This is a genomic window from Paenibacillus favisporus, from assembly GCF_040545415.1.
GTDB lineage: Bacteria > Bacillota > Bacilli > Paenibacillales > Paenibacillaceae > Paenibacillus_AQ > Paenibacillus_AQ favisporus.
Window position 1 is genome coordinate 140,259 of record NZ_JBEPLV010000001.1, and the last position, 24,240, is coordinate 164,498.

Here is a 24,240-nt window from a genome sequence, read left to right on the forward strand (position 1 = left end):
ACGGATACAACCGCATAGCTTGCTGACGTGCAGGACAAAAACAAAGCCCGGGATCCCGGGCTTTTTTGTGTACGTCTGTGAGCGATGTAACCCGGCAACCTGTGATCACTTGATGGCCCCGGCCGTTATTCCGCTGGCGATCTGCCGCTGGAAGAACATGTACATGATCAGGACGGGGACGATGGTGATGAGCAGACCGGCGAAAAGGGGGCCCCATTCGGTACGGTACTGCATCTGGGCCTGCATCATTGCGATGCCGACGGGTAGGGTATAGTGCTTCGGATCGTTGACCAGAATCGTGCCGATAATGTATTCGTTCCAGATGTTCAGGACGTTGACGATGCCCACGGTAATGAGCCCCGGCTGCGAGAGCGGCAGCATGACCCGGAAAAAGATGCCGAAGTAGGACGCCCCGTCCATGGCGGCGGCTTCCTCCAGCTCTTTGGGCAGGCTTTTGAAAAATCCGACGAGCACGAAAATGCCAAACGCAATCAGCGTAGAGGCATACACCAGGATCAGCCCCAAAGACGAATTCGTCAGATGCATGGAGTTCATCAGGAAAAAGAGCGGGATGAGCGCCAGGCTGAACGGGATCATCATGGAGGCAATGTAAAGCAGGAACAGCGCCGTGCTTCCCCGGAACGGGTAGCGGGCCAGAACGTAAGCGGTGGTGGCCGACAGCAGCAGTCCGAGCAGCGTGGAACCGATCGTCACCACGACGGAGTTCAGGAAGTAATCGCCGAAGCTGAACTCCCGCCATACGTAGCTGAAGTTGCTCCACAGCAGCGGAAAGTCGGGCAGGGACCAGGGCATTTTGCGGAAAAATTGATCGTTGTTTTTCAGCGAGTCCAGCAGGGTCCACAGCAGCGGATATATCACCGATATGCCCCACAGGATCAGGATGGCGTAAAACACGATTTTGACCATCGGATTGGAAAGGCCTGATTTCATTATTTGTTCCTCCTGTGCCTAGAAAAATCAGCTGATTTCGATCGTTTCCTGGCGCATGAGCCGCTGCAGGATGACCGTCGTGATCATCGATAAGACCAGAATCAGCACGCCAATGGCCGCACCATAGCCAAAGTGGTATTGCGTGAAGGCCATTTGATACAAGTAGGACCCCATGACCTGGGTGGTGTTGTCCGGCCCGCCGTTCGTCATAATCATCACGATGACAAAAGAGCCATTGAGCGTAGTCATCATAATGTTGAGGATGGACACCTTCATCTGTTCCCAGATCAGCGGCAGCGTGATATGGCGGAATTGGTGCCACTGGCCAGCGCCTTCAAGGCTTGAGGCCTCGTAGTAGGATTCTGGTATCCCCTGGATCGCGGCAATCAGGAGAATCATATAAAAGCCGATGCCGGCCCAGATGGCGGGCGGAAGCAGCATCCAGATCGTGTGGCTGGTGAAGCCGAGCCACGTAATGTCCACTTTGTCTTTGGTGAACAAGGACAGGAAGGAGTTCAGAAAGCCGATTTGCGGATTATAGATAAAATTCCAGAGGACGCCGATGACGACGACGGAAATGACGTTCGGAATGAAAAAAATCGAGCGAAAGAAATTGGCGAGCCGAAATTTGAAGCGGGTCAGAGCGACCGCAAAAAACGTCGCCAGAATCATGATGCCGATAATTTTGCCCGCGACGAGAAAATAGTCGTTGCCCATCCCGATCCAGATGATGGGGTCGTGAAGCATCTCCTTGAAATTGTCCAGGCCGATAAACGTTTTATTGTCCGAGGAGCCGGACCAGTCATACAGCGAGTAATACATCGCCTGCAGTACGGGGTATACCGTAAACACGCAGAAGAACAGGAACGTGGGAATGATGAAGGTTGCGATAAACAGGTTGCGCTGCCAGGCGTTCGTCCCCAATTTCATCTTCGTTCTCCCTGCCTTTCACCTAAAATGTACAGAGGATAACAGAGAGCGTTCATCCCTGTCATCCTCCGCGTTTCCTGCCGGTCTATCGCATTATTTTTTCACTTTCTTGGCGACGTCCACGACGCGCTGTACCCACTCTTCCGGCGTGATTTTGCCGATGGTCAGGGCATCCGTGGCATCCTGCATCGCCTTATCCACGTCCGCGTTAAAGGTAATGGACGGAACGACGACAGTGTTGGAATCGGTTAAATACCGCGCTGCATCTTTCACATGGCTTGGCGCGCTGGAGCTGCTGATGTCGCCCTTGATGTTGGACGGAGCGCCGCTCAGCTCGGCCCACTGCGAAGCTTGGGCTTCTGAGAAGATGAACTGCAGGAATGCTTTGGCCGCTTCCTTGTTTTTGGCGTTCTTGGCGATCGCCACGTTGGCGGTGGAAGTGTTGGCGACGACCTTGCCGCCTGAATCCTGCGTCACCGATGGAATGAAGCCGAAGGAGAATCCGCCCGGAACGTCTTTGGCCATTTCGTTTGGCAGCCAGAGGCCGTTCGGGATGAAGGCGTCTTTGTGCTGCAGGAACAGCATTTGCGAATCCGTGTGGTTGATCTGGATGGAGGCTTTGTCGATAAAGCCTTTGTCGCGAAGTTCGACGATTTTGTTCAGTGCGGTCAGCACGGCGGGCTGCTGGAAGGCTTCCACTTTGGAATCGGCCATGTCCTGCAGAATGGAAATATCGTTGTTGTTGGCGGATACGATCGCCGGGTACAAAATCGCTCCGTTGATGTAGTACGGATATTTGCCGGTATGGATAAACGGAGTCACGCCCGCCGCTTTGATTTTGTCGCTGACGGCCAAGAAGGACTGCCAGTCTTTGGGCTCTTCCCAGCCTTTTTCCTGGAAGAGGGCTTTGTCCCAGAACACGCCCCAGGAGTTCAAAACGAGCGGGATGTCGTAGACCTTGCCGTCAAACAGCTGCGGCGGCTGCGCCAGAATGTCGCTGATTTTGGTTCCGTCGATGTTCGTGGCGTCCTTCATCCAGTCCGTCAGGTCCTCCAGCTGGCCGTCCTCCACCATTTGACGGTCGTTCAGGTTCGGTCCGTCAATATACACGAAGTCCGGCGGATTGCCGCCGACCCAGCGGGGCTTCATCTGGTCGTTGATTTTCGGCCCGCCGCTTTCTTTAACGTTCAAATCGGGGTTGGCCGCTTTAAAGTCGGCGATGACCTTTTTCCACCACTTGTCGCCGTAGCCGCCGACGAAGTACTGGATTTCAAAGTCTCCGGTCAGTTTTTTGGTGCTGTCATCGGTCGTCGTGTTCGAGCTGGAATCGGTGTTGGTCGTTGTGGTGGTTGAGGAGGACGCGTCTTCGGTTTTCGTCGAAGTGGACGAGTCCTTGGAGCCGCATCCGGCCAGCGGGGCGACGATCATCAAAGCCGCAAGGCTCAGTGCCGCCAAATGTCTCTTGAACATCATAAAAGCTAACCCTCCTTAAGTGATTGTGCAACGCCATAGTGGTTGTCTATTTTGGATTACAGCGCCTAAAACCATCATAAAGATTCGGGGGGAGAGGCTCTATTGAATATCTTCCATGAATTCTTTGTTATTTTCTGTTCGTGGGGAAAAAAGGAGGGATAATCTTCTACTTGGGATGAGGCGGGAAAATGTGAGGCTGTGGAGCGGCCCCGTCGCAGTGCTGCTGCGCCGCTGCCGCTTTCCCCTTACTCCGTTCCATGAACCTCCTTCTGCACCTTCTCGGCGTAACGCTGCAGCTCGTCCAGCGCCTCCTTAGGCGAGACGTGGTCGTGCAGGACTGCGTCGCCCATTTTACGTGCGGTATCCATGATCGACTGCCATTCCGGCTGCTGGATCGGATAAAAGCTGGATTTCCGCAGCTCCGCCAGACGCTGCTTCACCATGGGATCCGCTGCCGACAGCTTGGCCCCGGCCTCCTCCGTCACGGGCAGGAAGCCTTCCTGCGCGATGATTTCCTCATACACCGGGCTGGAATACAGATAATCCAGGAACGCGGAGAGCGCCTCCTTGTTGGTATGGTCTGTTTTGAACGAGACCAGGTTATCATGCACGCCGAACAGGAGCGGCTTGTGGCCGTCCTTGACGGGAATAGGGCCGGTGCCCCACTTTAGATTCGGGAACTCCCTCGGCATGACGGTGCCGAAATAATTGCCCGAAATCATCATCCCCAGCTTCCCGTCCCCGACGATGCGCTGCTTCTCGTCCCGGGTGGTGACGGTCGGCTCGGGATCGGTTAGTCCTTCGTCGTACAGGTCCTTCAGAAAGGCAAGGCCCTCGACGTTTTCCGGCGAATTGATCGTCCAATTCCCGTCACGGAACCATCCGCCGCCTGCCCCCAGGAAGAAATAAGAGAGATAGGCCTGGATTTCGTTATCGCTCAAATCGACGCCGAAGCCGTGGGCCTTGCCGGTGTTTTTGATTTTGAGGGCGTCCTTTTTCAGCTCCGACCATGTGGCCGGTGCTTCGGATATGCCAGCCGACTCGAAAAGGTCCCGATTGTAATACATATTCCGGGTGGACGAAACGTACGGAATGGCATACTGCTTGCCGTCCCACTGGTCGAGCTTCATCAGGTCCGGATAAAATTTCCGCTTCAGCTCCGGCGAAATGATCTCGTCCATGTCGTTCAGGAGGCCGTCCTTCGCAAAATGTGTGTACACGTTCGTGTTCAGCAGGTCCGGCGGCTGATTTTTACTGATCATCGTAGTATAGATGCCGTCGAGGATGTCCCAGTTGGCCACCTGCAAATTGATGACGATTGACGGGTTCTTCAGCATGAAGTCCTGCACCAGGCTTTCGAGCAGGGGCCGCGTCTCCGAGCTGTACTCGGAGGCGACAAAATTGATGAGCGCAGTCTGCTCCTCCGGCGGCTTCATCACCGGTTTGGCATCTTGCGGGCCGGAGCAGGAGAGAAGGAGCGCCGGAATGCCCAGCAGGCAGAGGGAGATCCCGGCAAGCCGGGCCAGAAAACGGGAAGTCATCGGCTCTCGCACCTTTCGATGGGTATTGTTTATTTATCGATAAATGGAAAGAGGAGTTTCTGATTTTCCGGGGAATACATGTTGGCCTTGGTGACGACGATTGAATTGGTGTAGGTTTCCGGCTTGACCTTTTTGCCGTTGATGAGGTCGAGCACGGTCTGTACGCCCAAATATCCGATGTTAAAAGGCTGCTGCACGACGGTCGCGTTCAGGGTGCCTTCCTCGAGCAGCCGGATTTCGCTTGCCGACGTGTCGAAGCCGATCAGCTGGACGAGCCCGGTCCGATGGGCTTCCTTGACCGCTTTGGCGGCGCCGAGGGCCGCGGATTCGTTCAGCGCGATGATGGCGTTCATGTCGCGATGGTTCCGGATCAGCGTCTTGGCGATCAGGTACGAACGATCCTCGGAATCGGAGCAGTAAAACGTGCCATAGATCGCCGAGGACGAGGCCTCAAGCGCTTGGCGGATGCCCTTTTCCCGCTCGGCCGATACGCCGGACGTCACGAAATCGCTGATGATCACCGCCCTTAGCGAACCGCCGGTTTGCTCCAGCGCCACCTTGCCGGCCTGGACGCCGGCAGTGACATGATCGTTCGACACGAAGGCCGGCGGCGATTTCAGGCTGAGGGGCGTATCGATAATGACGAGCGGGATGTCCTCATCCTGGATGTTCTTGAGCTCGTCCATGATGCGGTCGTCGTTGATCGGGGCGACGACGACGGCCTGCGGCTTCTGCTTGAGGACGCCCTTCAGCAGCTGGAGCTGCGAATCGGCGTCCGTCTCCTGCAGCGGGCCGGTGATGCTGATGCTGGCCCCGGCCTCCTTGGCGGCCGCTTCGGCCCCGGCGCTCACCGTCTGCCAGAATTCGGAGCGGATGTTGTGCTCCTTGAGGATCACCGTCACGCTTCGCTCCTGAGGGGGCGTCGGAATAAACAGCTTGAAGTACAGGATGATGTAGACGCAGGATATGACAAAAATGATGGCCAACAGCAGCGTGGCACGTTGTATGCGCATGGGTGCTACTCCTTCATTTTGGGGATGGTGATGGTGACGCAGGTCCCTTCTTCCAGCTCGCTGCGGATTTGGATGCCGTAGACGTCGCCGAAGTACAGCTTCACGCGCTCGTTGACGTTGGCAATCCCGATGCCGCTGGATTTCGTCGGGCCGGACGTCTTGCCCTCCGGCGGGTTCCAGATCTGCCCGATTTGCTCCTCCGTCATGCCCAGCCCGTCGTCCTCCACTTCAAATTGGATCATCTGGCCCAGGTCGCGGGCCCTTATGACGATTTTTCCCGGTTCGGGCTTGTTGCGGATGCCGTGATAAATGGCGTTTTCCACAAAGGGCTGCAGCAAAATTTTGAGCGTCATGAAACCTCTGATTTCCTCCGGCACGTCGATGTCGTATTCCAGCTGCTCGTTGTACCTCATCTTCTGTATAAGCAGGTAATTGGTGATATGCTCGACCTCCACCTTGATCGGCACCAGCTCCTTGTCCTTCGTAATGCTGGCGCGGAACAGCTTGGCCAAGGCAGAGGTCATCAGGACGACTTCCTCGTGCTTCTTTTGCTCGCCCATCCATACGATCGAATCGAGCGTGTTGTACAGGAAATGCGGATTGATCTGTGATTGGAGCAGCATCAGCTCGCTTTTTCGTTTGTTCTCCTGGCTGTGGATGATTTCCTGCATCAGGTTCTTGATCTGGGCAAGCATCAGATTAAACGACCGTCCGAGCTGGCCGATTTCGTTCGGCTGGTCGATCTTCGTGCGGATATTGAAGTTGCCGCGCTCGACCTTTTTCATATCCCGCTGCAGAATGCGGATTGGCTTGGACATGCGGTATGACAGCACGAGCGACAGCAGCAGGGAGAAGAGGATGCCCATGATGGCGTACAGCAGGATGGACCTGCGGATCGTGCCTTCGTTCGCGATCAGGTCGTCCGCGTAGGCCACGCCGACGATTTTCCAGCCGAAGTTCGTGTCATGAACCGAGTAGACGCGCTTGCCCTTGTCGTCGTTGATCGTGAAGGAGGTACCACTCTTGGCACCGGTGACCTTGGCGATCTGCTCCGTTTGCAGGTTGCTGTAGATCAGCTGCTGCTGCGGGTGGTATATGATGTTCCCGTTCTGGTCGACGATAAACACGTAGCCCTTTTTGCCCAGGTTAATTTTGCTGCAAATATCGTTGATGATGCTCAGGTTCAGGTCCACGAGAAAAATGCCCTCGCCCCGGATCCCGTCCGTGCTCTTCAATTCGCGGCTGAGGGAGACGACCCACCGGTATTCGTTCTGGATGACGTTCTGCACGTGAGGCGGCGAAATGACGGATTGCCCGCCCTTGCTCTTCGCTTCCTTGTACCAGGACTGGTCCTCCAGCTTGGTGTTCGGGTTGAGCAGGGTAATCCGGCGGTCGGACACGTAATGGCCGTTATAGCCGAACACCATGATGGCCGAGATGTCCTTGCGCGAGTACAGGATGGCCTGGAACAGGTCGGAGATGCGCTTTTCGTACGGCCGCCGGTCGCTTGTGCTGATAAACGTGTTGTTGGAGATGTAATACTTGACGTCTTTGTTGGTCATGGCCAAGAGGCTGATATTTTCCATGTTGTCGATGTAAGACTGGATGTTGGAGTTGACCTGCGTGATGATTTCCTGGACGTAGCTCTCCGAATTGGTCTCCATCGCGGCGACCGACAGGTTGTAGCTGTTCAGGCTGATGACCAGGACGGTAATCAGGATCAGGCAGGAGAAGGTGAAAAAGATGCTCGACTGAATGCTTTTAAACGGCAAAAAAGGAAGGAGGGAGGCACGCTGTCTGGTCATGGCTGCGGGTGCTCCTTGGCCTGCCTGTCGCGGAATTCCCGCGGCGTCATGCCCGCATGCTTCTTGAACAGGATACTGAAATAGTTCGGGTCGTTGTAGCCGACCTGACCGGCGATTTCGTAAAATTTGAGTCCGGTGTGTGCCAGCAGCTCCTTGGCTTTGTCCATTCGGGTCCGGGTCAGGTACTCGACGAAGGTTTCGCCTGTATGCTGCTTGAAGACGAGGCTGAAGTAGCTGGTGCTCATCAGGACGTGGCGGCACAGGTGCTGCAGCGAGATGTCTTCGTCGGCATAATGTGTCTCAATGTAGTCGACGGCCTTGCGGATCTGCATACGGGTCAAATGATGGCGGTTTTCGGCAACGGCGTTCATGATGGAGGTGACCGTCTGCGTGAGCCAGGCTTCGATTTCGTCGAGCGTTTTGTATTTGTAGACGTCGGTCAGCAGGATCGAGCGCGGTTCGTGCAAGCCCAGCTCCTGAATGGTGTTCATGAGGGAAAGGATGACCTTTTGGATGTGAAAAATGCACGAATCCATCGGTGCCATGCCCTGTTTCAGGTCGCAGACGAATTCCCGGATCAGCTGGCGGATTTCCTCCAGGGAGCCGGTCTTGACGGCGGATGCCAATTGGCGGTCCCAATCCGGGCGGAGCGTCTCGGCGAGGGCGGGCCGGCTCTCCATGTCCAGCAGGCTGATCACCCGGTTTTTGCCGAGCAAAAAGCGGTAATCCAGCGCGGAAAGGGCGCTTGTGTACGATGCGGGAAGCTGCTGCGCTGCCTGTACAGCTTGTCCGACGCCGATGGAAACGGTGAACTTTAAATATTTGTGAATGTAGAAGCGGGCTTCTTCGGCGACACGGAACGCCTTTTCGTACACATCGGTATCCTCGGCGCCGTCCGAGACGACCAGGGCGATGCGCTCCTCGCGTGTGCGGAACAGCAGCAGGTCCTCGCGGAGGGCGATTTCCTCGAACAGGTTGTAAGCGGCGTAGCGTAGAATTTCCGTGTCCTGCCCGCTCTCACTTTGCAGGGGGCGGGAGCCGAAATCGTCGATATCTGCCACCATGGCCAGGCATGGCGAAGCCAGCGGTGTCAGGCCGAAATAGCGGAAGCGCTCCTGTGCTTCCTCGGCTTTCATCCCGGTAACGACGAGCCGCTCCAGGAAGCGCTCCTTCAGGAGAGGCAGGCTCTGCTTTAGCTGGCTGTAGAGCCGGCTGAAATCCTCGCGCCTGCGGGTCTCTTCGTCCATCTCGGCCTTGACCTTCAGAAGCAGCTCGCGGATTTCCTGGGCAGTAATCGGTTTCAAAATAAAATCGGAAACCTTGAGGCGAATGGCCTGCTGCGCGTATTCGAACTCGTCGTAACCGGTCAGGATGATCATTTTGATATGCGGATATTTGGAGCCTGCAGCGGCCGTCAGCGCAAGACCGTCCATAAACGGCATGGAGATGTCCGAAATGATGAGATCCGGCATGTTCAGATCGATCGCCTCCAGCGCCTCGCGGCCGTTGGCGTAATCGCCGATCAGCTCGAAGCCGAGCTCCTGCCAGCCGATCGTTCGCTTCAGCCCGTCGCGGACAACCGCTTCATCGTCGACGATGAATACTTTGTACATGGTATGCCCCCTGTCTTTTGTTCGATGCCGTAAGGCTTCCGGACCCAGGGTCCTTGTTCATAAAAACGTAATAATTCTGGAATAATTATACTGTAAAAGCGGATTTGTGGATATGGGGAATGTACGTGGGGAATGTGCGAGTCAAAGATGGAACGTCCGAATTGCCGGATTTTGACATGATCCCGGCTCTATGCTTTAATATGAAAATATTAAGCCGGGACGGGAGGTGAGAGAAACATGGCAACGATCAAGGATGTGGCCAAGCATGCCAACGTATCGACGACGGTCGTCTCCAAGGCGCTGAACGGGTATTCGGACGTGAGCGAGGAGACGCGGAAAAAGGTGCTGAAGGCGGTCGAGGAGCTGAACTACTCCCCCAACATGCTGGCCAAAAATTTGAAGCAAAAAGTCACGAAATCGATCGCGCTGATCTTCTCCAATTTTGAGGGTTCGAGCGGCAAGGACGGCGTGCTGTTTCAGATGATGACAGGGATTTTCGAGGCGGCGTCGCATTACAATTACGAGGTGCTGCTGTACACACGGAACCTGTCGGAGCAGCAGGACAAGTCCTATTGGCAGTTCTGCAAGGAGCACAAGGTATCGGGCGCGGTCATAACGGGACTTAAGACGACCGATCCGTATTTTCAGGAAATCGTGGACAGTAATTTTCCGTGCGTCGTGATCGACGCCGACATTACGGGAAGCCACACCAGCTCGGTGATGACGGATAACGTCGGGGCGGCCCAGGCGGCCATCCAGCATCTGGTCGATCTCGGACACCGCCGGATCGGCATGGTCAACGGGCATAATTTTGCCGTGGTCAGCAACGAGCGTTTGAAGGGTTACCGACAGGCATTGAAAGCAAACGGCATCGAATTCGATCCAGCGCTGGTCGTTAACGGCGATTATACGGAGGAGTATGCCTATGGTTCGGCAGAGTCCTATTTGCAGGATCACCCGGACGTGACGGCCGTTTTCTTCGCAAGCGATCTGATGGCGATCGGCTTCATGAACCGCTGCCGTGAGCTGAACGTCCGCATACCGGAGCAGCTGTCCGTGATCGGGTTTGACGATATCGTGCTGTCCAGCTACACGTCCCCTAAGCTGACAACGGTAAGGCAGGATTTTAAGCGGATGGCTATGACGGCATTCGAGCAGGTCATTCATCTGCTGGAGCACAACGGCACCGGAAAACATTTGAAAATTCCATTTCAGGTGGTTGACAGGGAAACGACGTCGATGCTATAATTTGCACGGAAGCGCTTTCAAATTTTCATATTTTTTTACGGGGATCGAAATCGATTTCGGTTCAAGGGTACCAATGCATTTCACCTTCATGCCAACAAGGAGCCGACAGGCCAACCTGCAGGGAGGGTGAATATTTTTTTCAAGGTTCCGAAATCGATTTGGGACCGCATCAGTACTCATTTTTTAGGTGATTGGGTTGCATGGCTTTCATCGTTTCCAGCGAAAAAAAAGGGAGGTCTATCCAATGAAAAAATGGTCTGCAAGTGTAGCGTTTGTTCTGCTGTTCAGCGTCATCCTGAGCGCCTGCTCATCCGGCTCGGGTTCCAAGGGGAACGACAGCGACCAGGGGAGCGGTTCCTCTGATGGCGGCGGGTCCGGCAAGGTGGTTGAGCTTAAATTTACGACCTGGGGAGAGCTGTCGGCCGATTCGGTAGAGAAAAAGCTGGCCGACGAGTTCAATGCATCCCACCCGGGCATCAAGGTTACGTTTGAACCAGTTCCGGGAGACGGCTATGCCACGAAGCTGACGACTTCGCTGGCGGCGGGGCAGGCACCGGACGTCTTTTTGATCGGGGAAGGGGATTATTTCAAATACGTCGACAAGGGCGTGGTGGAGCCTCTGGATGAGTACATCAGCCAGGACAGCTCCTTCAAGACGGATATGTTCCAGCAGGATCTGCTGAACATGGGCAAGATCGGCGGTAAGCTGTACTACCTTCCGAAAGACTTCAATCCGCTCGCTTTATGGTACAACAAGCGCATGTTCGACGCCGCCAAGATCCCTTATCCGACCGACGACTGGACCTGGGACGACATGATCAGCGCGGCCAAGAAGCTGACCCAGAAGGACGGCAGCGGCAAAATCAAGGAATTTGGCTTTAACGCAACCAAGTGGGAATATCCGATTTACATATACCTGTGGCTGAACGGAACCGACATCGGCAATGAAGACGGCACGAAAGCGGAAGGTTTCATGAACAGCGAGAAGACGGTGGCAGCCATGGAAAAATACGTGGCGCTGGCACAGGGTGACGACCGCGTATCCCCGACGCCGCAGGACACCGAGACGCTGGGTGGGGACTCGTCTATGTTCATGACCGACAAGCTGGCCATGATGATTACCGGACGTTGGGTCAAGGGCGATCTCGACAAATCCGACGTGCAGTACGGTTCGGCATTGATCCCGAAAGGGGCAAACGGAGAACGCGCAAGCATTATTGCCGCCGCCGGCTGGGCGATGAACGCAAACGGCAAGCACAAGAAGGAAGCGTATGAGCTGATGAAATGGCTGTCCGGCACCGAGGCGCAAAAGGCCCGCTCCGAAAAGGGCCAGGTGCTTCCAGCTACCGTTGCGGAGCTGGATCAGGTCAAGAGCACGGAAGTGGTCGACAAACCGGTCATCGAAATGATGGATTATGCCAAAAAGCCGATTTCCATGCGTTCAGCGAATGCGCCGACCTTTACGGAGGAATTCAATAAGGCGGTTGAAAAGGTGCTGCTGAATAAATCCACGGTGAAGGACGCCCTGGATGAGGCGGCCAAAAATGTGGACAGCAAGATCGCGAAGTAAGGATGACACTGGAAGCCATGAGTCCCCGATTCATGGCTTCCTCCTTCGTCGAACATCCGGATGCAACAGCCCGTGCTAAATCAGCCGGGCGGCCATCCGTACCATCAAGGAGGTTACTTTATGCGGAATTCACGATCGGAAAGGGCGGGATACCTGTTTATTCTTCCTTGGTTTCTGGGCCTGCTGCTGTTTACGCTGGGTCCGATGCTTTTCTCGTTTGTCCTGTCCTTCAGCAAATGGGACATCATTACGGGCATCGGATCGATCGAATTCGTCGGCCTGGACAACTTCAAGGCGATTTTTCACGATGAACTGTTCTACCAGTCGCTGAAAGTCACCTTCATCTTTGCCCTCGTCTCCGTCCCTTTATATCAGATTTTCTCTCTTCTCATCGCGCTGCTGCTGAACATGCGGACCCGGGGCATGAAGCTGTTCCGCCTGATCTATTTCATGCCGTCGGTCATTCCGGCCGTCGCCGTGTCGATGATGTGGATCATGATTTTCAATCCGGAATACGGCATATTGAACCGGGCGCTGGGATGGTTCGGCATTCAGGGACCGGCCTGGCTGCAGGATCCGAGCTATGCGCTTGGGGCGCTGATCGTCATGGGCATCTGGGGCGTCGGCAACACGATCATTATTTACCTGTCCGGGCTGCAGGGCGTTCCCGAGGAGCTGCATGAGGCGGCGCAATTGGACGGTGCGGGAAGCATCCGCCGCTTTTTCAGCGTGACGATGCCGATGATTTCCCCGACGATTTTTTTCAATTTGATCATGGGGATCATCGGGGGCTTTCAGTACTTCACCCAGGCCTTTGTTATGACAAATGGAGGCCCGCTCAACTCAACGCTGTTCTACAACCTGTATTTATATAACAAGGCGTTCGTGAACTACGAAATGGGCTATGCTTCAGCTTTATCCTGGATTTTATTTGCGATCATCCTGTTCTTCACGCTGATTGTCATCCGCAGCTCCTCCATGTGGGTGTACTACAACGGCGATGACGACCGGGATTAAAAGGAGGGATCGCGTATGCATACGGCAATTCGAAAATGGAGTTTGTCCCGGATCCTGACGCTGCTGCTGCTGACTGCGGGCGCTGCGATCGTACTGGTGCCACTGCTCTGGACCGTATCCACCTCGCTGAAAACGCCGGCCGAGGTCTTTCAGGATTCGTTCTTCCCCAAAACGTGGAAATGGGGGAACTACCGGGACGCAGTGACCGCGGTGCCGTTTTTTCTGTTCCTGAAAAACACGGTGCTGATCCTGATTCCGGTCATGATCGGAACGGTGTTCACCTCGGCCCTGTGCGCATACGGCTTCGCCCGGTTCAAATTCAAGGGCAAGCGCTGGCTGTTTCTCGTGCTGCTGGCGACGATGATGCTTCCGGGCCAGGTGACGATGATTCCGATGTTCATCATGTTCAAGGAGGCGGGCTGGGTCGATACGTTCCTGCCGCTGATCGTTCCGTCCTTTTTTGGCGGGGGCGCCTTCAACATCTTTTTGATCCGGCAGTTTATGCGGGGGATCCCCCGGGACCTCGATGAAGCCGCGTATATGGACGGGGCTAACCGGTGGAGCATTTTTACGCGGATCATGCTTCCGCTGAGCAAACCGCCGCTCATCGCGGTATCGATTTTTACCTTTATGGGCGTGTGGAACGATTTCCAGGGTCCGCTGATTTATTTAAATTCGAACGAAAAATATACGCTGGCCCTGGGGCTGTCCATGTTCAAGGGGCTTTATAACGTCGAATGGAACATGCTGATGGCCGCTACCGTGCTGATCATGCTGCCGGCGATCATCGTGTTTTTCTTCCTGCAGAAGTATTTCATCGAGGGGATTTCCCTCTCGTCTGCGATGAAGGGCTAGCCTTCGCGAAAGACCAATACCCAAGAAGAAGAGGAGATTCCGAATGATAATGCAAAGCAGCAGGCATCCATTCCCGATTTATTTGACGGCGGGTGAATATATCAAGGCGGTTGGTACACAGGACGGCTATTTCCCGGACTTTGGACATCACGTTGCCGGTGAAATGGGAGGAGTATGGCTTCATCCTATCAAGCTGCTGGACGGCTTCTGGCTCCGGCTGACCGATCACCGCCGGAACATTTCCGTCTGGTCCAAGGCGGACGAGTTCATCAATCATCCTTGGGGCGCGGAATTCCGCTACGATCATGGCCTGGGTCATATCCCGGTATCGATGAAGCGCGTCCAGTTCGCGCCTGAAGAAGAAAAGGGCATGGTCGTCCGGTACGAAATCGTGAACTATGCGGCAGAGGAAACGGTGCTGGAGCTGGAAATGCTCTTTCGCTCCGATCTTCGCCCGGTGTGGTATTCGGAGCAAATCGGTATCGAGGACGGGGAGGAGGACCGGTTTGAAGCAGTGTCGGAGTCGGCCTTGATCGCCAAAGACAGCGGCAGCGAATGGTACGTGATGGTGGGAGCTGAAATGCCCGGCATAGGACCGGTCCAGATGACCACAGACCGTTCCCTGTTCGGCCCGGAGCGGACCACAGGCGGCGGTTCCGGGGCTTCGCTCACCGCTTCTCTGAAGCTGGCGCCAGGCGAAACCTTTGCTTTTCACGCCTTTATCGCAGGCTCTTACACATCCAGGGACGAATGCATCGCCACGTTCGACCGTCTCAAGCAGGAGCATGAACGGCTGTTTGAACAAAAGCTGCGCCTGCTGGAGAGCATCGATCAGAAGTCCAAGCTGAGCATCGAGGGGGAAGACGAGCTGAATGAAATCTTCTCCTGGACCAAATGGAATACGCAGTGGCTCGTGCAAAAGGTCGATTTTATCGGGCGCGGCCTGACCGCGGGCTCCCCGCATTATCCGTGGTGGTTCGGCTGCGACAACTCCTACACGGTGCAGGGACTTGCCGCTGTGGGGGATTTTCGGCTCGCCAAGGATACGGTAGATATCCTCCGCAGCATTTCGCAGGAAGCCAACGGTAACGGACGCATCGTTCACGAAATTACGACGATGGGCGTGGTTGCCAACCCGGGGAATACGCAGGAAACCGCCCACTTCATCACGATGATCTGGGATCTGTTCACCTGGACCGGTGACCTGGAGATGCTCAGAGAGAACTACAACATTTGCGTGCAGGGCATGGATTGGCTGCTGCATGAAATGGACCCGGACGGCGATCTATTCCCATCCGGCTACGGAATCATTGAAATTTCCGGCCTGAATATGGAATTGATCGATACCGCGGTGTATTCGGCTCAGGCGGCCGGAGCTCTCGCCAGCATGAGCGTGGCGCTGGGCGAAAGGCAGCGGGCGGAGGCGTACGAAGCGCTGGCGGACCGGATGAAGAAAGCCATCAACCGGGTATACTGGTCCGAGGAGGACGGCCTATACGCCGATGCGGTCGCTCCGAAGAGCGACATTATGCCGAAGGTCGACCATCTGGTGTCCGTTGCGGAGAAGCACGGTGTCCAGGGTTACCGGGACGTTCTGAACCGGGTGCTGAACCGGGTGCAGGATGAGCAGGAAGACCGCGGCTGGCTGCTGAACAAAAACTGGGTGATCGTGACCCCGATGGAAACCGGGATCGCGGAGCGGGAGAAGGCGGTCCGGGCTCTCGGCAACATGAGAACGGAGGAATTCATCGGTCCGTACGGCACATACCTCTCGGGGGTATACCGGACCGAAACGATGACGATATCTACGGGCGTGCACGCCGTGGCAGAGGCGGTATACGGCTTTGCCGATGAGTCGCTTGATCTGCTCCGGCGGATGATGCGAACGTTCTCGATGGCGCTCCCGGGCTCGATGAACGAGATGTCGCCGGATTACGGCTGCGCAGTCCAGGCATGGACGCTGTATGCGATGGCCGTTCCGCTGATCCGCCACTTCTTCGGCGTCAAGCCGCATGCGCATCTGAACACCGTGCATATTGCGCCGCTCATTCCGTCTGTCTGGGACGGAAAAAAGATGACGCTTCAGCAGCTGCATATCGGCCAGGCAGTGATCGACCTGGAGCTCCGCTCCGAGGCGGGCCGGCTGCATGCCGACATCGCGAATCCCGGCGGCCTGAAAGTCATCCTCGAATGGGCCGGCCAGACGGTGATCCGTGATGAGCCGCATATCCGGGTGACGCTGTAAGTAGGCGGCAGCACCTCAGAGCGCTGTACAGAGGATTAGAAGCAGACCATTCCCAGCAATGGTTGCGTAGGGGAAAAGAACAGAAGACCCGGGATATGACCGGGGCCTTCTGTTTTTGTTTTTTTTCAGGGGAGGGCATCGGAATGGTGCACCATAAGGCTTCACAACAATTGAGAAAGGAACATATGTTTGATAGGATAGAACATAAACCGTCTAAACAAACTTAAGGGTTATCGAATAAAACGTGGGGGATGAGCGGATGTATCAGTACATAGATGAGGAATACGTAAAGGTGGACTTTGGGCAAACCGATCTGAAGGAAGGGGAGCTGAAAGGATGCACCTTCCATCAGTGCAGTTTTCGCGGAGCCGCGCTGGATGAGGTCTGGACGACCGGCTGCCGGTTTATCGAATGCAACTTTGGGGGAGCGACGCTGAACGCTTCTGTCCATGCCCGGTCGGCGTTTACAAACTGCCGCTTTGCGGGAGCCAATTTGTTCGTAAGCAAGTTTGAGGATTGCAAAATGACGGGCAGCGACTTCTCCGGCGCATCGCTGGACGGCATCACAATCCAGGGCGGGGACTGGTCGTACACGAACCTGCGGCACGCCAATCTCGTCAAGCAGCAGCTGCGGGGCATCCGCTTTGTAGAGGCGGACTTGTCCGAATGCAATCTGCAAAAAGCGGATCTCCGCGAGGCGGATTTGAGCGGCGTCCGGCTGGCAAAGGCCGCATTGAACGGTGCGGATCTCCGGGGCGCGAAGCTGGACCGCTTTGATTTCCGGTCGATCGACCTCACCGGAGTGCGGATCGACCTGGAGCAGGCGGTCGGCGTAGCCCGGGCCTACGGCGCCAAGGTGGACTAAGACCATGGCCGGGACTGCCGCCGATGGCCGCTCCGCCCTAGAACCGCCTGTACATGCCGACCGATGCCGGCGCCGTTTCCTCGAAGCCGAACTGCCGGTACAGCCGGTCGGCCGGCACATCGGCGATCAGGCTGACATAGGCGGTGGACGGAGCGTTATGGTCCAGGTAGCCGGTGATTTCGGCCATGATCCGCTTGCCCAGGCCCTGGCCTTGATGATCGGGATCAACGGCGATGTCCACGACGTGGTACATGCAGCCGCCATCCCCGATGACTCGGCCCATGCCGATCAGTTTCCCTTCCAGGCGGAGGGTCACGATGAAGAGGGAGCCCTGAAGTCCCCTGCGGGAGGCTTCGATGTCCTTGGGACTGAGGCCGGCCTTTACCCGCAGCATGTTGTACTCCTCTGCTTCCGGGACATCGTGTCCTAGCTGAATGTGTGAATTCATTATCTTCACTCCTTTGCTCCCAAGTATATCTGAAGCTATGGAAGGCGTCACGGCTCAACGGGCAAGCAGGCGACCTGCTTAACAACGCCGTGCTTGCAGCCTCCAAGCGCCGTACCGGGATGCTGCTGCCCTCGAGCTTGAACACTACCGCAGCATCATGGTGCCTCCGTCAACCATGATGGTTTGCCCGGTCATAAATTTGGCGTCCCTGCTTAGCAGGAAGCAGACGACCCGGCCGACGTCATGCTCGCAGTCGCCAAGCCGCCGCAAAGGGATGTTGTTGACCATTTTCTCGTAAGCTTCGGGCATCTTCTCTTTCCATTCCAGCACGCCATCGGAGGCTGCGATCGGGCAGACGATGTTGACATTGATCTGATCCGGCCCCCATTCCTTGGCCGCCACGCGGGAAATGCCGCGCAGGGCTTCCTTGGCGGCTGCATAGGAGGTTTGCGTGGGCATGCCTTCGAGCGCCGCTCCGGACGCAAAGTTCACGATTGAGCCCTGCGTTTCTTTTAAATAGGGGTAGCTCCATTTCATCAGATGAAAAGCAGGCAGAAAACCTGTATGCAGCGCCAGTCTGAGCTCTTCTTCAGTCGTATCCAGAAAGGGCACGTTCCTTGAAGCCTGTGCGCAGTTCACCAATCCGTGGAGCGTTTTGAACCTTCCGATAACCTGCTTGAAGCCTTGAGCGACCTCATCTTTATCGAGCAGGTTGACTTTCACAAACATGCATTCCGCCCTTTCGCTAACCTCCTTCTCCGTGATGCGTCCCTTTTCTTCGCTGCTGTCGAAAAAGGCGACCTTGGCGCCCTCTTTGGCGAGAGCCATAACGACCCCCCTGCCGATGCCCGCCGCGCCCCCATTGACGAGAATCGTATGATCCGCTAATTTCATAGGTTTGATCAGCCTCCTGATGTTGGATTTGTTTGCGTTCGATCGTTCTATCTGAAGTGGCGAAATGATTTTTACGTCCGGCTGGAATCCCTGATTTTCCTTATGTTTAAGGATGATGTCGCCCGTACCATAATGACTGTATGACGTTTGAACAGATCCGCCAGTGATGCAGCAATCGCCGCTACACGCATCCGCCAATAACACCGACCGTATTACTATGTTCCTTCCCGAGGATAATTACACCATGGACCCGATGATCCGTCCGTTTCCCTTATGGATGGGTGAAAAAGAAGGCTGAGCCCCTTTTGCCGTATTCCACTAACAATGATACAATCATTTATACAAACACAAAGAGAGAGGCGAAATGATCATGACAGCAAACGATCGCATGCTGGTGTTCGTCGGTTCATATGCCGAAGCGGCATCCGACGGAATCTACGTATACGAATTGAATGAAGGGAAAGGCGAGCTGACGCTGCTCGACAAGGTGGACGGCAACAAAAATCCGACGTTTCTGAACGTGGATCAGGCGGGAAACCTGCTGTACGCGATCAGTGAAACGGCAGCCGAAGACGGAACGAAGACGAGCGACGCCGCAGCTTATACGATCGATCCGGTAACAGGCAAGCTGACCGAAGCCAGCCGGGCGTACGCACTGAACGGTCCGGCATGCCACATTCAGCGGAGCGCAAGCAACAAATATTTGACGCTGACCAGCTATCATAAAGGCACGATCAGCCTGGTGGAGCTTGCCGCCGGCGGCAAGGTAGGAAGCGTGCTGGACATCCAGCAGCACGTCGGACAAGGCGACTACAGCGGAGTGGCTCCGCATCTGCATTCCTCGTTCTACAGCCCGGATCAGCGCTTTTTGCTCGCGTGCGACCTTGGTCTGGATCTCATCCGTACATACCGGATCGACGAAGCCGAAGGCAAGCTTGTGCCCGTGAGCGACGCCCGGGTGGAGAAAGGCGCCGGCCCGCGCCATCTGACTTTCCATCCGAACGGAAAATTCGCGTATGTCATCAATGAATTGAATTCGACGGTTACGGCCTTTCACTACGATGCGGAACACGGAACGCTCGAGACGCTGGAAACCGTGCCGACGCTGCCTGCTGAGTGGACGGGGGCTAACGGCTGCGCGGAAATTACGATTTCTGCCGACGGCCGGTTCCTGTACGGCTCGAACCGCGGTCATGACAGCATTGTCGTCTATGCGGTCGATCCGGAATCCGGCAAGCTGACAACGGTGCAGCACGTGTCGACGGAAGGCCAGCACCCGCGCCATTTTTCCATCGTTCCCGGCGGTAAGCATGTGATCGCGGCTAACCGGGATACGAATAATCTGACGCTCTTCACCGTAGACCAGGAGACCGGCAAATTAACGTATACAGGCCATTCGGTGGAAGTGTCCAAACCGGTTTGCGTGTGGGCTGTCCGCTTCTAAAACCATATTCCCCTGATGGTCCGGCCGGCTTTCGATGCCCGGCTGATCAAGGATCTTTACGAATCCAGGCACCGGATGCACGATCCGGACTCATCAATCGGGGAAACGGATGGTACAATAGAGATAGCCAGTAAGAAAGGATGGATGCGTGTGGAAGAGACCATGGAAGAATCCGTCAAGCACGAGTCTTGCGGAACAGGCGAACGGAAGAGCCACCATTCCCCCAAAACGAAAAACAACCTGATCAGCCGCTTGAACCGGATCGAGGGGCAGATCCGAGGCATTAAAGGCTTAATCGAAAAGGATACGTACTGCGACGACGTGCTGAACCAGATTTCGTCGGTCCAATCCGCTTTGAACGGGGTCAGCAAGCTTCTGCTCGAGCATCACATGAAGAGCTGCCTGATCGAACGCATTCAGGACGGGGAGAATGAAGTAATAGACGAGCTGCTCATAACGATTAATAAATTGATGAAATAATCGGATACGGCTCGGATGACCTAAGGATTCGAAAGAATCCTTTTTTTTGTAGGCAAAAATATAGATTAGGGGGGTATAGTAAAATAATGGTTGACTTATTATAGGGTAGGGGGGTATACTTCATGACAAGGAGATGGTGATCAATGATTCGGGCTCATGCCAATACCATCTTCCAACTAAAACGATCCGAGGAGAGATGATATATGAACCAAGTTACACTACAGGTTAACGGCATGTCCTGCATGCACTGCGTCAATTCCATCGAAGGCGCGATGAAGGCGCTGGGTGCGGATGGCAAGGTCAACTTGGCCGACGGGACCGTCACGGTCGCGTATGACAGCGGAAAGCTGTCGCTTCAATCCATTAAGGAAGCCATTGAAGATCAAGGCTATGAGGTCGCCTAACGAATAAATGAAACGGGGTGTCGTTGCAATGGAAACTTACGGTAGGGAGCAGGAGCAGCTGAAGCAGCAGGAGCAAGCGTCTTTGCAGATCACAGGCATGACTTGTGCCGCATGTGCCAACCGGATTGAGAAGGGGCTGAAAAAGCTGGATGGCGTGTCTGAGGCCAATGTGAATTTTGCGATGGAACGCGCCACGGTTACGTATGATCCGGAACGGACCAGCACGGATCATATGGAGGAAGCCGTCAAGAAGCTGGGGTACGATACGGCCAAAGAAGTGGTCGATCTGGATATTACCGGGATGTACTGCGCGGCCTGTGCGGTCAAAATTGAAAAAACGCTTAACAAGATGCCTGGGGTAAAGAGCGCCAACGTCAATTTTGCGATGGAGACGGCCAGAGTGGAATTTAACCCGCTGGAAGTCAATGCGGGCGACATGGAGAAGCGGATCGACAAGCTGGGGTACAAGGCGACTCCCAAGCGGGAACAGACCGCCGATCCGGCGGAGCAGCGCAGCCGGGTAATCACGCAGCAGAAGCGCAAGCTGCTGATCTCCGCTCTCCTGTCTCTGCCGCTGCTGTGGTCCATGGTCAGCCACTTCTCCTTCCTGTCCTGGATCTGGATGCCGGAGCTGTTCATGAATCCGTGGTTCCAGCTCGCACTCGCCACCCCGGTGCAGTTTTATATCGGAAGGCAGTTTTATAAAGGGGCGTTCAACGCCCTACGCAACAAAAGCGCCAATATGGACGTTCTGGTCAGCCTGGGCACATCGGCCGCTTACTTTTACAGCCTATATCTAACCATCGAGTGGGCTGCCGGAGGCGGAAGCCTTCATCACGGTCCGGAAATGTATTATGAAACAAGCGCCGTGCTGATCACGCTGGTCATTATGGGTAAGCTGTTCGAGCTGCTTGCGAAAGGACGGACGTCCGAAGCGATCAAAACGCTGATGGGGTTGCAGGCGAAGAACGCCGTCGTCATCAGAAACGGCGAAGAGCTTACCATTCCGGTCGAAGAGGTTCTGGCCGGGGACATCGTCCTTGTGAAGCCGGGCGAAAAAATCCCGGTGGACGGACTCGTGCTCGAAGGGGCGTCGGCTGTCAACGAATCGATGCTGACCGGCGAGAGCATACCGGTTGAGAAAAAGGCCGGGGATTCCGTATTCGGAGCGACCGTGAACAAAAATGGGCGGCTGAAAATTCAGGCGACGAAGGTCGGCCGGGACACGGCCCTCGCGCAAATTATCAAAGTGGTGGAGGAAGCGCAGGGCTCGAAGGCGCCGATCCAGCGGGTGGCCGACGTCATCTCCGGTATCTTCGTCCCGATCGTGGTCGGCATTGCCCTTCTGACGTTCGTCGTCTGGTACTTCTGGGTTGCCCCGTACGACTTTGCCAGTGCGTTGGAGAAGGCGATTGCGGTTCTGGTTATCGCCTGCCCGTGTGCCCTCGGACTCGCGACACCGACGTCGATCATGGCCGGGTCGGGCCGCGCCGCCGAGCTGGGCGTCCTGTTTAAGGGCGGGGAGTATCTGGAGTCGACGCACCACATCAATACGGTCATCCTGGACAAAACGGGCACGGTCACGAAAGGGAAGCCGGAGCTGACCGATGTGCTGACCGCATCGATTGATGAGCGAGAGTTTCTGCGGTTGGCTGGCTCGGCGGAGAAGCCTTCGGAGCATCCGCTTGCTGAGGCCATCGTAGACGGCATCAAGGCCCGCGGCATTGCGCTTACCGAAGCCGGGGAATTCGAGGCGATCCCGGGTTACGGCATCCGGGCCGTCGTGGACGGCCGTGAGGTGCTCGCCGGAACCCGCAAGCTGATGGAGAAGCATGGCATCCTTGCCCGGGATGCCGAGAGCAGCATGACGAAGCTGGAGGAAGAGGGCAAAACGGCGATGCTCATCGCAGTAGACGGCCGGTACGCCGGACTGATCGCCGTTGCGGATACGATCAAGGAAAGCTCCAAGGCGGCGGTGGGCCGGTTGAAGGGCTTAGGCATTCAAGTGGTCATGATCACCGGGGACAATGAACGCACCGCCCAAGCGATCGCCCGGCAGGCGGGCATTGACGAGGTGCTTGCGGAGGTTCTGCCGGAAGGGAAAGCCGCTGAAGTTAAAAGGCTGCAGTCGCTTGGCAAAAAAGTGGCGATGGTCGGCGACGGCATCAACGATGCACCGGCCTTGGCGCAAGCCGACATCGGCATGGCTATCGGAACAGGGACGGACGTCGCCATGGAAGCGGCGGACGTGACGCTGATGCGCGGTGATTTGAACAGCATTGCCGATTCCATCGAAATGAGCCGGAAAACGATGCGCAACATCCGCCAAAACCTGTTCTGGGCGCTCGGCTACAACACGCTGGGTATTCCGGTCGCGGCCCTCGGACTGCTCGCTCCCTGGATTGCAGGTGCGGCGATGGCTCTGAGCTCAGTCTCGGTCGTCTTGAACGCACTTAGACTGCAGCGGATGAAACTGCAGACGAACCTGAAAGGAGAGCGGGCCGTATGAAACGTTCATTGGGACTCGCCGCACTGCTCGGACTCGCGGTGCTGACCGCCTGCGATTCCGAAACAAAAGCCATAAAAGGAGATGGAGAACAAATGAACATGTCGCATGATCATCACTCGGCCCATGGGCCGGCAAAGACGAACGGCGCAGAAGGTAGTACGCATAACCACGGCGGCGGCCAAACAGGAGGGCTTCAGGAAAAGGACGTGAACGTCAGCTGGACGTACGCAGATGGCCAAGCGCCGGAAGCCGGCGTGGATACGAAGATCACCATGGCATTTACGCATGACGGCAAGGCGATTGAATCCTTCGAAACGACGCATGAACAAAAAGAGCATCTCATTATCGTCAGCAAAGATCTGTCATACTTTCACCATATTCATCCCGAGTACCGGGGAGGCGGCGTGTTTGAAGTGAACAACCGCTTCCCTGCAGGCGGAGATTACAAGCTGATCGCCGACTTTGTTCCGGAAGGCGGAGGCGCGATGAATAAATCGGCGTGGCTGCAGGTCAAGGGTGCACCGCTGCCGGCTGCTCCCGTGAAGCCGGACGGGGAGCGGGTCAAAACGGTGGACGGACTGCGGGTGACCCTGGATTTTGACCGACTTGCGGCAGGGAAGGAGCTGATGCTCACGTATACGATCGAGGATGCCGGGACCGGCGCACCGGTCACCGACCTGCAGCCGTACCTGGGCGCCGTCGGACACGTGGTCATCCTGTCTGAAGATGCGGAGCAGTATCTGCACGTCCATCCGATGGATGAGAAAGGCTCCGGGCCAAAGGCCGAGTTTATGACGACCTTCCCGCACGCCGGCATCTATAAAATATGGGGGCAGTTCCAGCGCGACGGACGCGTTATTACCGTTCCCTTCGTCGTGAACGTGCCGTAATCTGCTGCGGGCTGTCACCAGGTACCAGGTATATTCATCGAAGCG

Annotated in this window: 20 protein-coding genes; 11 read left to right on the forward strand and 9 right to left on the reverse strand. The window is 55.9% G+C overall.

From position 1 onward, the window contains the following. Positions 1 to 105 precede the first annotated feature (105 nt). The 7 genes from ABID47_RS00670 to ABID47_RS00700 form a co-directional block, all read right to left on the reverse strand. Complete coding sequence (locus ABID47_RS00670) at positions 106 to 951, reverse strand: carbohydrate ABC transporter permease (protein ID WP_076169692.1); 846 nt, start codon at positions 949 to 951, stop codon at positions 106 to 108. 27 nt (positions 952 to 978) lie between these two features. Continuing rightward, positions 979 to 1,881, reverse strand: a complete 903-nt coding sequence (locus ABID47_RS00675; RefSeq protein WP_105444443.1) for a carbohydrate ABC transporter permease — start codon at positions 1,879 to 1,881, stop codon at positions 979 to 981. Positions 1,882 to 1,974: 93 nt separating this feature from the next. Next, entirely contained in the window at positions 1,975 to 3,354 is a 1,380-nt protein-coding gene (locus ABID47_RS00680; protein ID WP_354494526.1) for an ABC transporter substrate-binding protein, read from the reverse strand. A 245-nt stretch (positions 3,355 to 3,599) separates the two neighbouring features. After that, positions 3,600 to 4,895: an extracellular solute-binding protein gene (locus ABID47_RS00685; protein ID WP_354494528.1), complete on the reverse strand. Its 1,296-nt coding sequence runs from the start codon at positions 4,893 to 4,895 to the stop codon at positions 3,600 to 3,602. Positions 4,896 to 4,924: 29 nt separating this feature from the next. Then, positions 4,925 to 5,908 carry a substrate-binding domain-containing protein gene (locus tag ABID47_RS00690; RefSeq protein WP_354494530.1) on the reverse strand — a complete coding sequence of 328 codons (984 nt, stop codon included), beginning with the start codon at positions 5,906 to 5,908 and terminating at the stop codon, positions 4,925 to 4,927. A gap of 5 nt (positions 5,909 to 5,913) precedes the next feature. Continuing rightward, complete coding sequence (locus ABID47_RS00695; protein WP_354494532.1) at positions 5,914 to 7,713, reverse strand: cache domain-containing sensor histidine kinase; 1,800 nt, start codon at positions 7,711 to 7,713, stop codon at positions 5,914 to 5,916. Further along, positions 7,710 to 9,326 carry a helix-turn-helix domain-containing protein gene (locus ABID47_RS00700; RefSeq protein ID WP_354494534.1) on the reverse strand — a complete coding sequence of 539 codons (1,617 nt, stop codon included), beginning with the start codon at positions 9,324 to 9,326 and terminating at the stop codon, positions 7,710 to 7,712. The genes ABID47_RS00695 and ABID47_RS00700 overlap by 4 nt, the downstream gene beginning before the upstream one ends. A gap of 237 nt (positions 9,327 to 9,563) precedes the next feature. Here ABID47_RS00700 and ABID47_RS00705 point away from each other — a divergent pair, with 237 nt between their 5' ends. The 6 genes from ABID47_RS00705 to ABID47_RS00730 all read left to right on the forward strand — a co-directional run bounded on the left by ABID47_RS00705 (position 9,564) and on the right by ABID47_RS00730 (position 17,126). After that, a complete protein-coding gene (locus tag ABID47_RS00705) occupies positions 9,564 to 10,574 on the forward strand; it encodes a LacI family DNA-binding transcriptional regulator (protein ID WP_152398507.1) in 1,011 nt (336 codons plus the stop codon). A gap of 244 nt (positions 10,575 to 10,818) precedes the next feature. Continuing rightward, positions 10,819 to 12,144: an ABC transporter substrate-binding protein gene (locus ABID47_RS00710; RefSeq protein ID WP_354494536.1), complete on the forward strand. Its 1,326-nt coding sequence runs from the start codon at positions 10,819 to 10,821 to the stop codon at positions 12,142 to 12,144. 120 nt (positions 12,145 to 12,264) lie between these two features. Beyond that, entirely contained in the window at positions 12,265 to 13,161 is an 897-nt protein-coding gene (locus ABID47_RS00715) for a carbohydrate ABC transporter permease (protein ID WP_354494538.1), read from the forward strand. Positions 13,162 to 13,176: 15 nt separating this feature from the next. After that, the gene (locus ABID47_RS00720) at positions 13,177 to 14,016 is read left to right on the forward strand and encodes a carbohydrate ABC transporter permease (protein WP_076169701.1); all 840 of its coding nucleotides are present in this window, start codon (positions 13,177 to 13,179) and stop codon (positions 14,014 to 14,016) included. Between the two features lie 43 nt (positions 14,017 to 14,059). After that, the gene (locus tag ABID47_RS00725; protein WP_354494540.1) at positions 14,060 to 16,261 is read left to right on the forward strand and encodes an alpha-L-rhamnosidase-related protein; all 2,202 of its coding nucleotides are present in this window, start codon (positions 14,060 to 14,062) and stop codon (positions 16,259 to 16,261) included. A 259-nt stretch (positions 16,262 to 16,520) separates the two neighbouring features. Next, positions 16,521 to 17,126 carry a pentapeptide repeat-containing protein gene (locus ABID47_RS00730; protein WP_354494542.1) on the forward strand — a complete coding sequence of 202 codons (606 nt, stop codon included), beginning with the start codon at positions 16,521 to 16,523 and terminating at the stop codon, positions 17,124 to 17,126. Between the two features lie 37 nt (positions 17,127 to 17,163). On the opposite strand, the gene ABID47_RS00735 is transcribed toward ABID47_RS00730, so the two are convergent. Both ABID47_RS00735 and ABID47_RS00740 read right to left on the reverse strand, forming a co-directional pair. Further along, positions 17,164 to 17,574, reverse strand: a complete 411-nt coding sequence (locus ABID47_RS00735; RefSeq protein ID WP_354494544.1) for a GNAT family N-acetyltransferase — start codon at positions 17,572 to 17,574, stop codon at positions 17,164 to 17,166. Positions 17,575 to 17,718: 144 nt separating this feature from the next. After that, complete coding sequence (locus ABID47_RS00740; protein WP_354494546.1) at positions 17,719 to 18,468, reverse strand: SDR family NAD(P)-dependent oxidoreductase; 750 nt, start codon at positions 18,466 to 18,468, stop codon at positions 17,719 to 17,721. Between the two features lie 370 nt (positions 18,469 to 18,838). Here ABID47_RS00740 and ABID47_RS00745 point away from each other — a divergent pair, with 370 nt between their 5' ends. The 5 genes from ABID47_RS00745 to ABID47_RS00765 all read left to right on the forward strand — a co-directional run bounded on the left by ABID47_RS00745 (position 18,839) and on the right by ABID47_RS00765 (position 24,195). Continuing rightward, the gene (locus tag ABID47_RS00745; protein WP_354494548.1) at positions 18,839 to 19,912 is read left to right on the forward strand and encodes a lactonase family protein; all 1,074 of its coding nucleotides are present in this window, start codon (positions 18,839 to 18,841) and stop codon (positions 19,910 to 19,912) included. A 162-nt stretch (positions 19,913 to 20,074) separates the two neighbouring features. After that, positions 20,075 to 20,392, forward strand: coding sequence for a metal-sensitive transcriptional regulator (locus tag ABID47_RS00750; protein WP_089550326.1), 318 nt, complete (start codon positions 20,075 to 20,077; stop codon positions 20,390 to 20,392). A gap of 203 nt (positions 20,393 to 20,595) precedes the next feature. Continuing rightward, positions 20,596 to 20,796, forward strand: coding sequence for a cation transporter (locus ABID47_RS00755; RefSeq protein WP_145157913.1), 201 nt, complete (start codon positions 20,596 to 20,598; stop codon positions 20,794 to 20,796). 28 nt (positions 20,797 to 20,824) lie between these two features. After that, positions 20,825 to 23,305 (forward strand): heavy metal translocating P-type ATPase, encoded by a 2,481-nt coding sequence (locus ABID47_RS00760; protein ID WP_354494551.1) that lies wholly within the window; start codon positions 20,825 to 20,827, stop codon positions 23,303 to 23,305. Beyond that, the gene (locus ABID47_RS00765) at positions 23,302 to 24,195 is read left to right on the forward strand and encodes a hypothetical protein (RefSeq protein ID WP_354494553.1); all 894 of its coding nucleotides are present in this window, start codon (positions 23,302 to 23,304) and stop codon (positions 24,193 to 24,195) included. The genes ABID47_RS00760 and ABID47_RS00765 overlap by 4 nt, the downstream gene beginning before the upstream one ends. Positions 24,196 to 24,240: the final 45 nt, after the last annotated feature.

Bases quoted from the DNA above. Each gene is read 5' to 3' on its own strand.
- ABID47_RS00670 (WP_076169692.1), bottom strand. From the start codon at position 951: ATGAAATCAGGCCTTTCCAATCCGATGGTCAAAATCGTGTTTTACGCC.
- ABID47_RS00675 (WP_105444443.1), bottom strand. From the start codon at position 1,881: ATGAAATTGGGGACGAACGCCTGGCAGCGCAACCTGTTTATCGCAACC.
- ABID47_RS00680 (WP_354494526.1), bottom strand. From the start codon at position 3,354: ATGATGTTCAAGAGACATTTGGCGGCACTGAGCCTTGCGGCTTTGATG.
- ABID47_RS00685 (WP_354494528.1), bottom strand. From the start codon at position 4,895: ATGACTTCCCGTTTTCTGGCCCGGCTTGCCGGGATCTCCCTCTGCCTG.
- ABID47_RS00690 (WP_354494530.1), bottom strand. From the start codon at position 5,908: ATGCGCATACAACGTGCCACGCTGCTGTTGGCCATCATTTTTGTCATA.
- ABID47_RS00695 (WP_354494532.1), bottom strand. From the start codon at position 7,713: ATGACCAGACAGCGTGCCTCCCTCCTTCCTTTTTTGCCGTTTAAAAGC.
- ABID47_RS00700 (WP_354494534.1), bottom strand. From the start codon at position 9,326: ATGTACAAAGTATTCATCGTCGACGATGAAGCGGTTGTCCGCGACGGG.
- ABID47_RS00705 (WP_152398507.1), top strand. From the start codon at position 9,564: ATGGCAACGATCAAGGATGTGGCCAAGCATGCCAACGTATCGACGACG.
- ABID47_RS00710 (WP_354494536.1), top strand. From the start codon at position 10,819: ATGAAAAAATGGTCTGCAAGTGTAGCGTTTGTTCTGCTGTTCAGCGTC.
- ABID47_RS00715 (WP_354494538.1), top strand. From the start codon at position 12,265: ATGCGGAATTCACGATCGGAAAGGGCGGGATACCTGTTTATTCTTCCT.
- ABID47_RS00720 (WP_076169701.1), top strand. From the start codon at position 13,177: ATGCATACGGCAATTCGAAAATGGAGTTTGTCCCGGATCCTGACGCTG.
- ABID47_RS00725 (WP_354494540.1), top strand. From the start codon at position 14,060: ATGATAATGCAAAGCAGCAGGCATCCATTCCCGATTTATTTGACGGCG.
- ABID47_RS00730 (WP_354494542.1), top strand. From the start codon at position 16,521: ATGTATCAGTACATAGATGAGGAATACGTAAAGGTGGACTTTGGGCAA.
- ABID47_RS00735 (WP_354494544.1), bottom strand. From the start codon at position 17,574: ATGAATTCACACATTCAGCTAGGACACGATGTCCCGGAAGCAGAGGAG.
- ABID47_RS00740 (WP_354494546.1), bottom strand. From the start codon at position 18,468: ATGAAATTAGCGGATCATACGATTCTCGTCAATGGGGGCGCGGCGGGC.
- ABID47_RS00745 (WP_354494548.1), top strand. From the start codon at position 18,839: ATGACAGCAAACGATCGCATGCTGGTGTTCGTCGGTTCATATGCCGAA.
- ABID47_RS00750 (WP_089550326.1), top strand. From the start codon at position 20,075: ATGGAAGAATCCGTCAAGCACGAGTCTTGCGGAACAGGCGAACGGAAG.
- ABID47_RS00755 (WP_145157913.1), top strand. From the start codon at position 20,596: ATGAACCAAGTTACACTACAGGTTAACGGCATGTCCTGCATGCACTGC.
- ABID47_RS00760 (WP_354494551.1), top strand. From the start codon at position 20,825: ATGGAAACTTACGGTAGGGAGCAGGAGCAGCTGAAGCAGCAGGAGCAA.
- ABID47_RS00765 (WP_354494553.1), top strand. From the start codon at position 23,302: ATGAAACGTTCATTGGGACTCGCCGCACTGCTCGGACTCGCGGTGCTG.